12 protein-coding genes are annotated in these 13,020 nt (G+C 68.9%); 4 read left to right on the top strand and 8 right to left on the bottom strand.

Going from position 1 to position 13,020, the window contains the following annotated elements; translation table 11 throughout:
* Window positions 1-87 precede the first annotated feature (87 nt).
* Both AC1VNX_RS05725 and AC1VNX_RS05720 read left to right on the top strand, forming a co-directional pair.
* On the top strand, window positions 88-915 hold the full coding sequence (locus AC1VNX_RS05725) for an AP2 domain-containing protein (RefSeq protein WP_483155848.1): 828 nt from the start codon (window positions 88-90) through the stop codon (window positions 913-915).
* Window positions 916-988: 73 nt separating this feature from the next.
* Window positions 989-1,366, top strand: a complete 378-nt coding sequence (locus AC1VNX_RS05720; RefSeq protein ID WP_483155847.1) for a hypothetical protein — start codon at window positions 989-991, stop codon at window positions 1,364-1,366.
* A 21-nt stretch (window positions 1,367-1,387) separates the two neighbouring features.
* On the opposite strand, the gene AC1VNX_RS05715 is transcribed toward AC1VNX_RS05720, so the two are convergent.
* From AC1VNX_RS05715 to AC1VNX_RS05695, 5 genes are all read right to left on the bottom strand, one after another.
* A complete protein-coding gene (locus AC1VNX_RS05715) occupies window positions 1,388-2,536 on the bottom strand; it encodes an acyl-CoA dehydrogenase family protein (RefSeq protein ID WP_483155846.1) in 1,149 nt (382 codons plus the stop codon).
* A 48-nt stretch (window positions 2,537-2,584) separates the two neighbouring features.
* Window positions 2,585-4,144 carry a long-chain-fatty-acid--CoA ligase gene (locus AC1VNX_RS05710; RefSeq protein WP_483155845.1) on the bottom strand — a complete coding sequence of 520 codons (1,560 nt, stop codon included), beginning with the start codon at window positions 4,142-4,144 and terminating at the stop codon, window positions 2,585-2,587.
* 35 nt (window positions 4,145-4,179) lie between these two features.
* Entirely contained in the window at window positions 4,180-5,292 is a 1,113-nt protein-coding gene (locus tag AC1VNX_RS05705; protein WP_301506263.1) for a CaiB/BaiF CoA transferase family protein, read from the bottom strand.
* 80 nt (window positions 5,293-5,372) lie between these two features.
* A complete protein-coding gene (locus AC1VNX_RS05700; RefSeq protein ID WP_483155844.1) occupies window positions 5,373-6,515 on the bottom strand; it encodes an acyl-CoA dehydrogenase family protein in 1,143 nt (380 codons plus the stop codon).
* An 11-nt stretch (window positions 6,516-6,526) separates the two neighbouring features.
* Window positions 6,527-7,720 (bottom strand): acyl-CoA dehydrogenase family protein, encoded by a 1,194-nt coding sequence (locus AC1VNX_RS05695; protein WP_483155843.1) that lies wholly within the window; start codon window positions 7,718-7,720, stop codon window positions 6,527-6,529.
* Between the two features lie 230 nt (window positions 7,721-7,950).
* Between AC1VNX_RS05695 and AC1VNX_RS05690 the strand changes: the two genes are divergently transcribed.
* Window positions 7,951-8,151, top strand: coding sequence for a hypothetical protein (locus tag AC1VNX_RS05690; RefSeq protein ID WP_483155842.1), 201 nt, complete (start codon window positions 7,951-7,953; stop codon window positions 8,149-8,151).
* A gap of 61 nt (window positions 8,152-8,212) precedes the next feature.
* Here AC1VNX_RS05690 and AC1VNX_RS05685 read toward each other — a convergent pair whose 3' ends face one another.
* On the bottom strand, window positions 8,213-9,082 hold the full coding sequence (locus AC1VNX_RS05685; RefSeq protein WP_483155841.1) for a UDP-2,3-diacylglucosamine diphosphatase: 870 nt from the start codon (window positions 9,080-9,082) through the stop codon (window positions 8,213-8,215).
* A 93-nt stretch (window positions 9,083-9,175) separates the two neighbouring features.
* Here AC1VNX_RS05685 and AC1VNX_RS05680 point away from each other — a divergent pair, with 93 nt between their 5' ends.
* A complete protein-coding gene (locus AC1VNX_RS05680; RefSeq protein ID WP_483155840.1) occupies window positions 9,176-10,921 on the top strand; it encodes a lysoplasmalogenase family protein in 1,746 nt (581 codons plus the stop codon).
* A 15-nt stretch (window positions 10,922-10,936) separates the two neighbouring features.
* On the opposite strand, the gene dmeF is transcribed toward AC1VNX_RS05680, so the two are convergent.
* Both dmeF and ruvB read right to left on the bottom strand, forming a co-directional pair.
* Window positions 10,937-11,911, bottom strand: coding sequence for a CDF family Co(II)/Ni(II) efflux transporter DmeF (dmeF, locus tag AC1VNX_RS05675; protein ID WP_483155839.1), 975 nt, complete (start codon window positions 11,909-11,911; stop codon window positions 10,937-10,939).
* A gap of 5 nt (window positions 11,912-11,916) precedes the next feature.
* Entirely contained in the window at window positions 11,917-12,981 is a 1,065-nt protein-coding gene (ruvB, locus tag AC1VNX_RS05670) for a Holliday junction branch migration DNA helicase RuvB (RefSeq protein WP_432727860.1), read from the bottom strand.
* Window positions 12,982-13,020 lie beyond the last annotated feature (39 nt).

Below are 13,020 nucleotides of genomic sequence, written 5' to 3'. Positions count from 1 at the left end.
CCAAAGAGCGATGCGCAAACCGGGGAGCCCATCGTAGTCAGCTGCAACAGCAAGGCTGAGTACGCAAGTAGCAGCATCACGTCGAGAATGCCCAAAGGTATCCCGAACCCGGCAGCCATGTATGGCATCTACTCCAGGTCCTGGGGTTTCGAAGTCTCCATCGTCCGCAACGGCATCCGCCATCACAGGCTGTTCGGCAAGGCCAGCTACGGCGGCGCGGAGCAGGCGCTGCTCCACGCGCAGGACTGGCGCGACCAGATCGTGCGCAGCGTGCCGCCGCAGCCGCGCAGCGCGCGGGCCGAGAAGCGCCGCGCCAACAACAGCACCGGCGTGACCGGCGTGTTCCACCATCTCGCGCCGGGCGGCCGCGTGCGCGCATGGATGGCCAAGACCTACATCGCGCAGGACGAGATCCTGCGCACCGACTTCTCCGTCGCCGAACTGGGCGACGACGCGCAGGCGCTGGCGATCCAGGAGCGCGCGCAGCAGTTGAAGCGCATGACGGGGCTGGCGCGCATCCATCCGGCCGAGGAGGCGATCCGCATGGGACTGTCGGCCCACGCGGCCGGGCCGCGCACGGCCAAGCGTTCGAAGTCCGAGATCACACGGCGCAACAACACCAGCGGCGTGAGCGGCGTGCATTTCAAGACGCCCAACCCCAGCCACCCCGGCTACTGGCTGGCCATCACCTACACCGCCGGCAAGGGCAGCGTGAGCAAGGCCTTCTCGGTGAAGACATACGGCGCGGAGGCGGCGAGGAACATGGCCATCGCCGAGCGCGCAAGCCAGCTCGCCGACAAGCAGCGCGGGGCTGAAGAAGAAACAACAAGAGGAAAGACCAGGGCGGCGGAGCCGGCACTGCAGCGCAGGCCGCGCGCAAGGACGGCATCCGGCACCGGACGGAACAACGGATGAGCTTATTGCAAGGAAACGGCTTCGCGGAAGCTGCGAAGCCAGGAAGCGGTCGCCCGCACGGAGCGGCCCGCCGATGACACACAGGCAACTGCACCAGCTGCTGCGCGTGGCATCGCACCTGATGGACCAGGCCGCCACGGAAGTGCGCGCCACCGACCTCGCCCCCGTGGACGAGAACATCCAGCGCATCGGCCGCGCGCTGATCGAAGTGATCGAGGTGCAGCGGCGGATCTACGCCGCGCAGCCCGAGCTGCAGCCCAAGACGCTGGCCGCCACCGCGCGCGAAAGCGAGGCCAACCGGCTCTTCACCCAGGTCACGATGGAGGCGCTGGAGCTGGAGGACGCGGGCAACGCCGAGGCGGCGCGCGAGAAATACACGGAGTTCATCGGCCTGTCGCCCTCGTACCACCACCGCGAGATCGCGCGCTCGGAGATCAGGCGGCTGTCCTGAGCGGGGCGCCGGGTCGCTCGCTCAGAGCGCCCTGGCAATCACCTCTTTCATGATCTCGTTGGTGCCGCCGTAGATGCGCTGCACCCGCGCGTCGGCGTACATGCGCGCCACCATGTATTCGTTCATGAAGCCGTAGCCGCCGAAGAGCTGCAGGCACTCGTCGATCACGCGGCCCTGGGCCTCCGAGCCCCAGAGCTTGGCCATGGAGGCGGTGGCGGTGTCGAGCTTGCCGGCTACGAGGTCTTCGATGCAGCGGTCGATGAAGGCGCGGCCCACCTTGATCTGCGTGGCGATCTCGGCCAGCTTGAACTTCGTGTTCTGGAACTCGGCCACCGGCTTGCCGAAGGCCTTGCGGTCGCGCACGTAGTCGATCGTGGCCTGGTAGGCGCCTTCCATGGTGGCCAGCGCGCTCAGGCCGATGATGGTGCGCTCGTAAGGCAGGTCGCTCATGAGCTGGAAGAAGCCCTGGCCCTCCACGCCGCCGAGCAGCGCGTCGGAGCCCACGCGCACGTCGTCGAAGAAAAGCTCGGAGGTGTCCTGTGCCTTCATGCCGATCTTGTCGAGCACGCGGCCCACGCGGAAGCCCTTGCAGCCCTCGGTCTCGACGATGAGGATCGACGTGCCTTTCGCGCCCTGCGCCGGATCGGTCTTGCACACCACCAGCACCACGCCGGCCAGGAAGCCGTTGGTGATGAAGGTCTTGGAGCCGTTGACGACGTAGCCGCCGTTCTTCTTCTCGGCACGTGTGCGCACGCCCTGCAGGTCGGAGCCCGCGCCGGGCTCGGTCATGGCGATGGCGCCCACCATCTCGCCGCGCGCCATGCGCGGCAGGTAGTTGCGCTTCTGCTCCTCGGTGCCGTGGTTGAGGAAGTAGTGCGCCACGATGCTGTGTACCGAAGTCGCCATGCCGGTGAGGGCTCGGCGCGACATCTCCTCGTAGAACACGGCCTCGTGGCGGAAGTCGCCGCCGGCGCCGCCGTATTCCTCGGGAATGTCGGCGCACAGCAGGCCAAGGGCGCCGGCCTTGCGCCAGACCTCGTGGCCCACATGGCCGCGCTTGCGGGCTTCCTCGTCGTGCGGCAGCACTTCGGTCTCGATGAATCGCACCACGTTGTCGCGGTACAGCTCCAGGTCTTCGTCGCTCCAGGAGCGGCGGAAATCGATCGGCATGTTGTCTTCCTTTGCTTGCTTTCTTTCTTGGATTCCTGCGCCCTGTGCTCATCCGACGCGGCGTTCCCTGCCGGCCCAGAAGGGCTCGCGCAGCTGGAACTTCTGCAGCTTGCCGGCCGCCGAGAGCGGCAGCGCGTCGCGGAACTCCACGCTGCGCGGGCACTTGTAGTTCGCGATGTGCTCGCGGCAGTGGGCGATGACGGCATCGGCCTCCAGCGCCATGCCCTCGCGCCGCACGATCACCGCATGCACGCGCTCGCCCCACTCGTCGTCGGGCACGCCGATCACGGCCGACATCAGCACCTGCGGCATCTTCGCGATGGCGTTCTCGACCTCGGCCGAATACACGTTCTCGCCACCGCTCACGATCATGTCCTTCATGCGGTCGACCACGTAGACGAAACCCTGCTCGTCCATGCAGCCGCCGTCGCCGGTGTGCATCCAGCCGCCGCGCAGCGCGGCCTCGGTCTGCTCGGGCTTGTTCCAGTAGCCCTTCATCACCATCGGGCCGCGCGCGACGATCTCGCCGACCTGTCCGGGCGGCAGCTCGTTGTCTTCGCCGTCGACGATGCGCACCTCGGCGATGGGCACCGGCGTGCCCGCCGAACGCAGCAGGCGATCTCGGTCAGGGCCAGGCAGGTGGCAGTGCGGCGACAGCGCAGTGACCACCGGCGAGAGCTCCGTCATGCCGTAGACCTGAGCGAAAGAGGCGCCGGGAATGGCGCGCATCGCCTGGTCGAGCAGCGCCGCGTCGATGGGCGCGGCGCCGTAGAACAGCAGTTGCAGGCTCGAAAGGTCGAACTCCGCGAAGCGCGGATGCTCGACCACGCGCTTGATCATGGTCGGCACCATGAACATCTCGGTGATGCGCGCGGACTGCATCGCCTGCAGCACCGCCAGCTCGTCGAACATCGGAAGCACGTGGGTGGGCGTGAGCCGCAGCATGTTCTGGATGGTGGCGCCGCAGCCGGCCACATGGAACATGGGCGCGGCGACGAGGGCCACCGCGCTCTGCGCATCGCGCGGCAGCGCCGCCACGGTGCTCAGCGCGTTGATGCACAGGTTGCCGTGCGTGAGCATCACGCCCTTGGGCTGCCCGGTGGTGCCGCCGGTGTACATGATGGCGGCGAGCTCGTCGGAGTCGTGCGGCGCGTCCTCGACGGGCTCGGCCTGCGCCAGCAGCGCCTCGTAGCCGACCATGCCCTCGGGCACCGCGCCGTCGCCGCAATAGACCACGGTGCGCAGCGAGGCCGAGAGCTGGCGCAACGCGGGCACCATGGGCACGAACAGGTCGTCCACCAGCAGGATGCGGGTGTCGCAGTCGTCCAGCGAGTAGGCGACTTCCTTCGGGTTCCAGCGGATGTTGACCGGGTTGATGACGCCGCCGCCCCACCAGGTGCCGAAGAAATATTCGACGAAGCGGTGCGAGTTGAGGCTCATCATGCCGACCCGGTCGCCGCGGGCCATGCCGAGATGCTTCAGCACGGCCCCGAGGCGCGCGACGCGGTCGGCGAGCGTGCCGAAATCGAGGCGCGTGGCGCCGCAGACGATGGCGGTGGCCCTGGCCTTCTCGCGCCGGCCCTTGTGCAGGGGTTGGGTGAGGAACATGGGTGGCTGGCTCCGTTTTCTTTCTTCTGCTTTTCTCAAGCGCCGCACAGGGGCGCGATCGCGTCCGCCGCCACGCCCCAGCGGCGCAGCACGGCAGGGCCGTCTTCATGCGCGGTGGCCTGCGGCAGCACGGGCGCGGTGCGGCTGAAGCGCGGCGCGGGCGCGGGCTGCACCACGCCGTTGACAGTGGCGAAGGTGCCGCGCGCCACGTTGTGCGGATGCTCCGGGGCCTCGTCCCAGTCGAGCACGGGCGCGAAGCAGGCGTCGCTGCCTTCGAGCAGCACGCACCACTCGTCGCGCGTGCGGGTGCGGAACACGTCGGCCATGCGCAGCTTGAGCAGCGGCCAGCGGTCGGCATCCATCTGCGCGTCGAAGGCCGTGTCCTCGGCGATGCCGCAGCGCTCGCGCAGCAGTGCGTAGAACTGCGGCTCGATGGCGCCCACCGCCACGTACTTGCCGTCGGCGCAGGCATAGGTGTCGTAGAAGTGCGCGCCGCCGTCGAGCATGTTCTCGCCGCGCTGGTTGCTCCACTGGCCGGCCGACCTGAAGCCGTACATCATGGAAGACAGCAGCGCCGCGCCGTCGGTCATGGCCGCATCGACCACCTGCCCCTGGCCCGAGCCCTTGGCCTCGTGCAGCGCGGCGAGGATGCCGAAGGCCAGCAGCATCGCGCCGCCGCCGAAGTCGCCCACGTAGTTCAGCGGCGGCACCGGCGGCTCGCCCGCGCGGCCGATGGCGTGCAGCGCGCCGCTGATGGCGATGTAGTTGATGTCATGGCCCGCCGCATGCGCGAGCGGACCGTGCTGGCCCCAGCCTGTCATGCGGCCGTAGACCAGGCGCGGGTTGCGCGCATGGCATTCGGCGGGGCCGAGGCCCAGGCGCTCCATCACGCCGGGGCGGAAGCCTTCGATGAGCACGTCGGCCTTCGCGATGGCGTCGAGCACGGATTGCGCCGCGCCTTCCGCGCGCAGGTCGACCTGCAGCGTGCTGCGCCCGCGCGCGAGGATGTCGTGCGGCGCGGTGCGCGTGCCGGGGCGCTCGATGCGGATCACCTCCGCGCCCATGTCGGCGAAGAGCATCGCGCAGAACGGCCCCGGGCCGATGCCCGCCATCTCGATCACCCGAAGGCCTTGCAGTGGACCAGCCATGGTGTGTCTCTCCTGTGTGTGGAGGCATCTTGGCGCCGGGCCCAAGGCGCCGCATCGTCGAAAGCGACGAATGCGCGGCGCTACGCCATCGCCACGGCGGCACGCAGCTTCGCAACGCGCCGCAGATGCCACGAAGGCGGGCCGAACTGGCCTTCGATGAGCGTGGCGCGGCGCACGTAGTGGCCCACTGCCAATTCTTCGGTCATGCCCATGCCGCCGTGCAACTGCACCGCGCCCTGGCCCACGGCCTTGCATGCTTTCGCCGCGGCCACCTTGGCGGACGAGACGGCGCGCGCGCGTTCCGGTGCCGGCGCGGTGCCGATGATTTCGCCCACGCTCGCGGTGAGCGCGGCCGCCTGCTCCAGCGCCATGTGCATGTCGGCCAGCCGGTGCTGCAGCACCTGGAAGCTGGAGATCGGCACGCCGAACTGCTTGCGCTGGCGCACGTAGTCGAGCGTGTCGCGCATCAGGCGGCGCATCACTCCCACCGACTCGGCGCAGATGGCGAGCGTGGCCTCGTCGAGCGCCTGTTCGATCTGCGGCAGCGCGGCACCTTCCGTGCCCAGCAATGCATCGGCGGGCAGGCGCAGGTCGTCGAAGGCGATGTCGCCGGCGCGGCCGCCGTCGCGCGTCGGGTAGGCGCGCAGGCGAAGGCCGGACGTGTTCTTCGGCACGACGAAGAGCGAAAGGCCGGCGCTGCCGCGCGCGCTCACGAGCAGGTGGCTGGCCCATGGTGCGGCGTGCACCACGGCCTTGCGGCCGTTGAGGCGGAAGGAGCCATCGGCTTCGCGCACGGCTTCGGTTCGCACGTCGGCGCGGTCGTGCCGGCTCTGCGGCTCGCCGTGCGCGAACGCGAGCACGGTCTCGCCGGCGACCACTTGAGCGAGCAGCGCATCGGCCTGCGCGCTGGGGTTGCGCTGCAGCAGGCCCGCGCCGATCACCATCGTCGACAGGTAGGGCTCGGCGGCGAGCGCGCCGCCCAGCGTTTCGATCAGCGCGAGATGCGCGGGCATGCCGCCGCCGAGGCCGCCCTGCGATTCGGGCAGCGCCGCGCCGAGCAGGTCGAGCTCGGTGGCGAGGCCGCGCCAGAACGGCGGCGGCGCGTCGTCGGCCTTGCGCAGCGCGTACAGGCGCTGCTCGAAGCCGTGGTTGTCGTCGAGGTAGCGCGCGAGGCTGTCGCGCAGCATGGCCAGGGTGTCGTCGCGTTCGGTGGTGGTGTTCATGGAGCGGCCTCTCAGTTCGCCAGCAGATGGGCCGCGACGATGTTGCGCTGCACTTCATTCGAACCCGCATAGATCGAAGCCGCGCGGTCGTTGAGGTAGGCCGACATCGAGAACACGGCGTCCTCCGGAACGGGCAGTTCGCCGCCTTGCAGGCCATCGTCCAGCGGCAGGGAGGCGGCGGCGTAGTGGGCTGCGATTTCGATGCCCAGCTCGGTCAGCCGCTGGCGCAGCTCGGAGCCCAGCACCTTGCCCATCGACGGGCGAATGCCGTGCGGCTCGCCGCGGGCCTGGGCGCGCAGCGACTGCAGCTCGGTGGCCTCGAGCGCGTCGATGGCGCATTCGGCTTCGGCCAGGCGCAGGGCCATGTCGTCAGCCTCGTGCGTGTCGCCTGCCGCGAAGGCCGCGTCGGCGGCTTGCTGCAGCCGGCGCAGGCGCGCACGCAGCATCGGCGCCCATGCGCCGCCACGCTCGTGCTGCAGCAGGTACTTGGCGATGGTCCAGCCCTGGTTCTCCTCGCCGATGAGCCCTTCGGCCGGCACGCGCACGTCGTCGAAGAACACCTGGTTCAGCTCGTGGTCGCCCGAGATGCTGATGATCGGCCGGATGGTGATGCCCGGCGCCGGGATGTCGAAGCACAGGAAGCTGATGCCCTGCTGCGGCTTGCCGCCCGAGGAGGTGCGCACGAGGCAGAACATGCGGTTCGCGTATTGGGCGTGGGTGGTCCAGATCTTGGTGCCGTTGATGACGTAGTGGTCACCGTCCCGCACGGCCTTGCACTGCAGCGAGGCCAGGTCGGAACCCGACTGTGGCTCCGAGTAGCCCTGGCACCAGTAGTCCTCACCCGAGCGGATGCCGGGCAGCCAGGCGCGCTTCTGCGACTCGGTGCCGAAGGCGATGATCACCGGCGCGACCATGCCGGGGCCCATGGGCGCGCGCGCCGGTGCGTCGGCGGCCGCCAGCTCGGCCGAGAAGATGTAGTGCTGCATCGGCGTCCAGCCGGTGCCGCCGTGCTCCACCGGCCAATGCGGAACGCTCCAGCCGCGTTTGGCGAGGATGCGGTGCCAGCGGTTGCCGTATTCGTAGTCGCTGAAGATGCCGGAGCAGCGCCGGCCCGCGATGCGCAGTTCGGGCGTCAGCTCGCGCGCCAGGAAGTCTCGAACCTCGTCGCGGAATGCGGTTTCCGCGGCCGTGAGTGCCCAGGCCATGTGTTTGTCGTCTCCATTCGGGATGCTCCGGCGAGTGTGATGCCGGCGGGGGCGGGCGGCATCGCCGGATCGGACGAACGTGGTTTCGCCGCCAGCGGCCTACGGATTTCAGTGGACTTTTGTTTTCATCCGGGATTGTCCGATACGTCGCCGCGCCGCTTTTTGCTTCAATCTGCCGGGGAGTCGTTCAGGGCGCCAGAAAAAACGCGCCGCGCTGAAGGAGCACTGCAGTGAGCACTGTCATTCCCGGCTTCCCGCACGCCAGCGTCGAGCGGCTGTGCGACTACGAACTGCCCGAACCGCCTGCCGCCCCCCCCCTTTTCCAGAACCTGCCGGAAGCCGACGGCCCCGAGAAGCTCGCGCTGGCCTGGTGGCTGTGGATGGACGAACTGGGCAAGAGCGCGTTCAGGTACTACGACCTCTGGCGCTAGCAGCTCGGCCACACGACGGCGAACGGCCCCGATCGCAAGGGCTGACGACCGGCCGTCCGGTTCAGGCGGCGACGGCTTCGCGCTGCGGCGCCGCCTTCGCAGGCACGGGCATGTGCTTCGCCCAGTCGATGATTTCCAGCGTGCCGTCGGCATGCTCGGCCAGCGCCGTGAGGCTCTCGACCCAGTCGCCGTCGTTGCAGTAGAGGATGCCGTCGATGTCGCGCATCTCGGCATGGTGGATGTGGCCGCAGACCACGCCCTGCGCGCCGCGCTTGCTGGCTTCGCGGGCCACGGCCACTTCGAAGTCGCCCACGTAGCTCACGGCCCGCTTGACCTTGCCCTTGAGGTACTTGGACAGCGACCAGTACGGCAGCCCCATGCGCGCGCGCAGCGAGTTGAGATGGCGGTTGAGCTTGAGCGTGAACTCGTAGAGCGAGTCGCCCACGTAGGCCAGCCATTTGGCGCACTGGATCACGCCGTCGAACAGGTCGCCGTGGATGATCCAGAGCTTGCGGCCGTCTGCCGTCTCGTGGATCCATTCCTCGGCCACGTCGATGCCGCCGAAGTTGTGGTGCAGGTACTTGCGGGCGAATTCGTCGTGGTTGCCCGGAATGAAGATCACGCGCGTGCCCTTGCGCGCCTTGCGCAGCAGCTTCTGGATCACGTCGTTGTGCGCCTGCGGCCAGTACCAGTGCCGCTTGAGCTGCCAGCCGTCGATGATGTCGCCGACCAGGAACAGGGTCTCGCACTCCGTGTGCTTGAGGAAATCGAGCAGGGCCCGGGCCTGGCATCCGGGGGTGCCCAGGTGCAGGTCGGAGATCCAGAGGGTGCGGAAGTGCAATGGTGGACGCCCGCGATCATCGTCCTCGGGGTCGAGGGCCCGGGTCGCGGTGTCGCGCCATGCGCGAAGGAAAGCGTCGTCGCGTTGCATGGACGGGTAGGCTCCCACCGGCGGGTGACCATACGATGGCGACCCCGTGACATCCCGATGACTTGTGGCAGTGCAGCAACGCACAATCGCGCGATGCGACCTGGCCAGATCATTGTTCTAGCAACCCCCGTCTTCTTCCTGCTGATGGGGATCGAGTTCGCTGTCGGCCGCACCAGGGCACGACGCGGCACCGGGCAGGACACCTACCGCCTCGCCGACGCCGTCAACAGCGTAGGCCTGGGCATGCTCAGCCAAGTCAGCGCGGTGCTCACCGGCCTGCTGCGCATCGGCATCTACACGGCCGTTTATTCGACGGTGGCGCTCTTTCCGCAGGAAGCCATGAAGGAGTTCTGGACCACCTGGTACGGTTGGCTGCTGGCGCTCGTGTTCTACGACTTCTGCTACTACTGGCTGCACCGCATGGGCCACGAGTCGGCCGTGCTGTGGGCTGCGCACGTGGTGCATCACCAGAGCCAGCACTACAACCTCTCGACCGCGCTGCGCCAGACCTCCAGCGGCGCGCTGCTGGGCTGGATCTTCTACCTGCCGATGGCGGTGGCCGGCGTGCCGCCGCTGGTGTTCGGCGTGGTGGCGCTCGTCGACCTGCTCTACCAGTTCTGGGTGCACACCGAGCAGGTGGGCAAGCTGGGCTGGTTCGACCGCTGGTTCTGCTCGCCATCCAACCACCGGGTACACCACGCGGTGAACGACCAGTACCTCGACCGCAACTACGGCGGCATCCTGATCGTGTGGGACCGCATGTTCGGCACCTTCCGCGAGGAAGGAGAGCGCTGCGTCTACGGCACGCGCGGCGAACTGCGCAGCTGGGACCCGCTGTGGGCCAACGCCGAGGTCTACTGGGCGCTCGCGAAGGATTCATGGCATGCGCGCAGTTGGACCGACAAGCTGCGCGTGTGGCTCAAGCCGCCCGGCTGGCGGCCGGCCGACGTGGCGGCGCGATTTCCCAAGCCGCACTTCGACATCGCGAAGGTGACGCGCTACGAGCCGGCGGTGAGCAAGGGCGTGCAGTGGTTCGCGGGCGTCCAGTTCCTGCTGCTGGTCGGGTTCGCCGTGGTGTTCCTGTGGTTCTCCGACCTCATGCCGCTGTCGCACTCCGCCGTCTGGCTGGCCGCGCTGACGGCCGCGCTGTGGGCGATCGGCGGTGTGCTGCAGGGGCGGCTTTCGGTCACCGAAGTGCTGCTGATCGAGGCCGCCGCCCTGGCCACCGCGAGCGCGGCGCTGGGCATCGGCTGGCTGCACTTCGTCTTCAAGCCGCTGGCCCTGTCGATCGCGATCTTCATGGCCGCCCGGCGGGCGCTGGCGGGCGGTTCGATCACCGGCTTCGATGGCCTGCTGCTGGCGGGGCTGGTCGCCTCGTTCGCCGGCGACGTGATGCTGATGGGCCCGACCCGGCTCTTCGTTCCCGGCCTCGTGTGCTTCCTGCTGGCCCACCTCGCCTATATCGCGCTGTTCCGCATCGGCGTGGGACTGTTTCCGCAGCCCCGGGCACTGGTGACCACGCTGCTGATCGGCGCCGGGATGTACGCCTTTCTCTGGCACGGCGGGCTACCGGCTGCATTGCGGATTCCGGTCGGCGCCTACGTGGTGGTGATCGCCTGCATGGCGGCGCAGGCCATCGGCCGGGCCGCGGTGCTGCGAGATGCGAACCCGTCCGCGCCCTGGGTGGCGGTGGGCGCCTGCTTCTTCATGCTGAGCGATTCGCTGCTGGCGACCAACAAGTTCGTGGCGCCGCTGCCGCTGGCGTCGCTGTGGGTGCTGTCGACCTACTACGCGGCGCAGATATTGATCGTGCGGCACACGCGCGCCGCAAGGGCCTGACGAGCGCCCGCGACCTCAATCGGCGCAGCGCTGGATTTCCACCGTGGAGTGCCGAATCTCCTCGTGCATCGAGAAGCAGGCCCGCACCTCGTCGGCCGTGAGCGTCGGCGAGTGCGTCACCACGGTGAGCGCACAGGCGTACGCGTCGCGGCCCACGCGCCACACGTGCAGGTCGGCCACGCGGGTTTCGGAGTCGGCCAGCATGGTCTCGACGCCTTCGCGGATTTCTTCCGTCACCGGGTGGTCCATCTCGCGGTCGAGCAGCACCTTGCCGGTTTCCTTCAGCAGCCCCTTGGCCCAGACCGCCACCAGCACCGCGCCGACGATGCCCATCGCCGGATCGAGCCAGGCCCAGCCGTAGAACCAGCCGCCCAGCAGCGCCGCGATGGCGAGCACCGAGGTGGCGGCGTCCGCCACGACGTGCAGGTAGGCCGAGCGCAGGTTCAGGTCGTGGCCATGGTGATCATGATGATCGTGGTGGGCATGGTCGTGATGATCGTGCCCGTGGTGGTCATGGCCATGCCCGTGATGATGGTGCGCCCCGCCCAGCAGCCGCGCGCAGACCAGGTTGACCACCAGCCCCAGCACCGCCACGGAAATGGCTTCGGGGTAGTGGATGGCCGCCGGCGACCACAGCCGCTCCAGCGAGCCGAACACCATCAGCGCCGCCACGCCCAGCAGCGCCAGCGCGCTCGCGAAGCCGCCGAGCACCTCGATCTTCCAGGTGCCGAAGGCGAAGCGCGGGTCGCGTGCGTAGCGGCGTGCGGCCGCATAGGCGAAGGCGCTCAGGCCGATGGCCAGCGCGTGGGAGCTCATGTGCCAGCCGTCGGCCAGCAGCGCCATCGAGTTGAACCACCAACCGGCGCCGATCTCGATGGCCATCATGGCGGCGGTGATCCACATCACGAGGCGCGTGCTGCGCTCGGCGGAAGAGGTGTCGGCGCCGAAATGGTGGTCGTGCTGCCAGGCGCTCAGGTCATGGGTGTGCATGGGGATCAGGCTCCAAAGAGATCGGGGCCGTCGGCGCGGCCGGAAGGCGGGGCCACGCCGAGGTGGCGGTAGGCGGCCAGCGTGGCGATGCGCCCGCGCGGCGTGCGCTGCAGGTAGCCCTGCTGGATGAGGTACGGCTCGATCACGTCCTCGATGGTGTCGCGCTCCTCGCCGATGCTGGCGGCCACGTTGTCCAGGCCAACCGGGCCGCCGTCGAAGCGGTGGATCACGGCCTCCAGCAGCTTGCGGTCCATCAGGTCGAAGCCCTGCGGGTCGACGTCGAGCATGGCCAGCGCCCGGTGCGCGATGTCTTCGGTGATGCGGCCGTTGCCCTTGACCTCGGCGTAGTCGCGCACGCGGCGCAGCAGGCGGTTGGCGATGCGGGGCGTGCCGCGCGAACGGCGGGCGATCTCGAAGCCGCCGGCCGGGTCGGCCTCGACCTTGAGCAGGCCGGCGCTGCGGTGCACGATCAGCGCGAGTTCTTCGGGCGTGTAGAACTCCAGCCGCGCGACGATGCCGAAGCGGTCGCGCAGCGGGTTGGTCAGCATGCCGGCGCGGGTGGTGGCGCCCACCAGGGTGAAAGGCTGCAGGTCGAGCTTGATGCTGCGCGCCGCGGGGCCCTCGCCGATCATGATGTCGATCTGGTAGTCCTCCAGCGCGGGATACAGGATTTCCTCGACGACCGGGCTCAGCCGGTGGATCTCGTCGATGAAGAGCACGTCGTTCGGCTCCAGGTTGGTCAGCAGCGCCGCCAGGTCCTTGGGCTTCTCGAGCACAGGGCCGGAAGTCTGGCGCAGGTTCACGCCCAGCTCGGCCGCGATGATGTGCGACAGCGTGGTCTTGCCCAGGCCCGGCGGGCCGAAAAGCAGCACGTGGTCGAGGGCTTCCTGCCGCTTGCGCGCGGCACCGATGAAGATCTCGAGCTGCTCGCGCACCTTGGCCTGGCCGACGTACTCGTCGAGCAGCTTGGGACGCAAGGCCCGCTCTATCGCCTCTTCGTTGGGCGAAGCGGGGGCCGCGGACACCACGCGTTGGGGGGCGGGCGCGAAGTCGTCTGTCTGGATGGTCATTGGGTAAGGGTCTGCGTCGGCAAGTTTAGTCCTTGGGCC

This window comes from Variovorax sp. TLI9-5A (genome assembly GCF_056867935.1).
This window is presented reverse-complemented; position numbering and strand designations above follow the sequence as displayed.

Bases quoted from the DNA above. Each gene is read 5' to 3' on its own strand.
- AC1VNX_RS05710 (WP_483155845.1), bottom strand. From the start codon at position 4,144: ATGTTCCTCACCCAACCCCTGCACAAGGGCCGGCGCGAGAAGGCCAGG.
- AC1VNX_RS05725 (WP_483155848.1), top strand. From the start codon at position 88: ATGCCCAAAGGTATCCCGAACCCGGCAGCCATGTATGGCATCTACTCC.
- AC1VNX_RS05685 (WP_483155841.1), bottom strand. From the start codon at position 9,082: ATGCAACGCGACGACGCTTTCCTTCGCGCATGGCGCGACACCGCGACC.
- AC1VNX_RS05680 (WP_483155840.1), top strand. From the start codon at position 9,176: ATGCGACCTGGCCAGATCATTGTTCTAGCAACCCCCGTCTTCTTCCTG.
- AC1VNX_RS05705 (WP_301506263.1), bottom strand. From the start codon at position 5,292: ATGGCTGGTCCACTGCAAGGCCTTCGGGTGATCGAGATGGCGGGCATC.
- dmeF (WP_483155839.1), bottom strand. From the start codon at position 11,911: ATGCACACCCATGACCTGAGCGCCTGGCAGCACGACCACCATTTCGGC.
- AC1VNX_RS05715 (WP_483155846.1), bottom strand. From the start codon at position 2,536: ATGCCGATCGATTTCCGCCGCTCCTGGAGCGACGAAGACCTGGAGCTG.
- AC1VNX_RS05700 (WP_483155844.1), bottom strand. From the start codon at position 6,515: ATGAACACCACCACCGAACGCGACGACACCCTGGCCATGCTGCGCGAC.
- ruvB (WP_432727860.1), bottom strand. From the start codon at position 12,981: ATGACCATCCAGACAGACGACTTCGCGCCCGCCCCCCAACGCGTGGTG.
- AC1VNX_RS05695 (WP_483155843.1), bottom strand. From the start codon at position 7,720: ATGGCCTGGGCACTCACGGCCGCGGAAACCGCATTCCGCGACGAGGTT.
- AC1VNX_RS05720 (WP_483155847.1), top strand. From the start codon at position 989: ATGACACACAGGCAACTGCACCAGCTGCTGCGCGTGGCATCGCACCTG.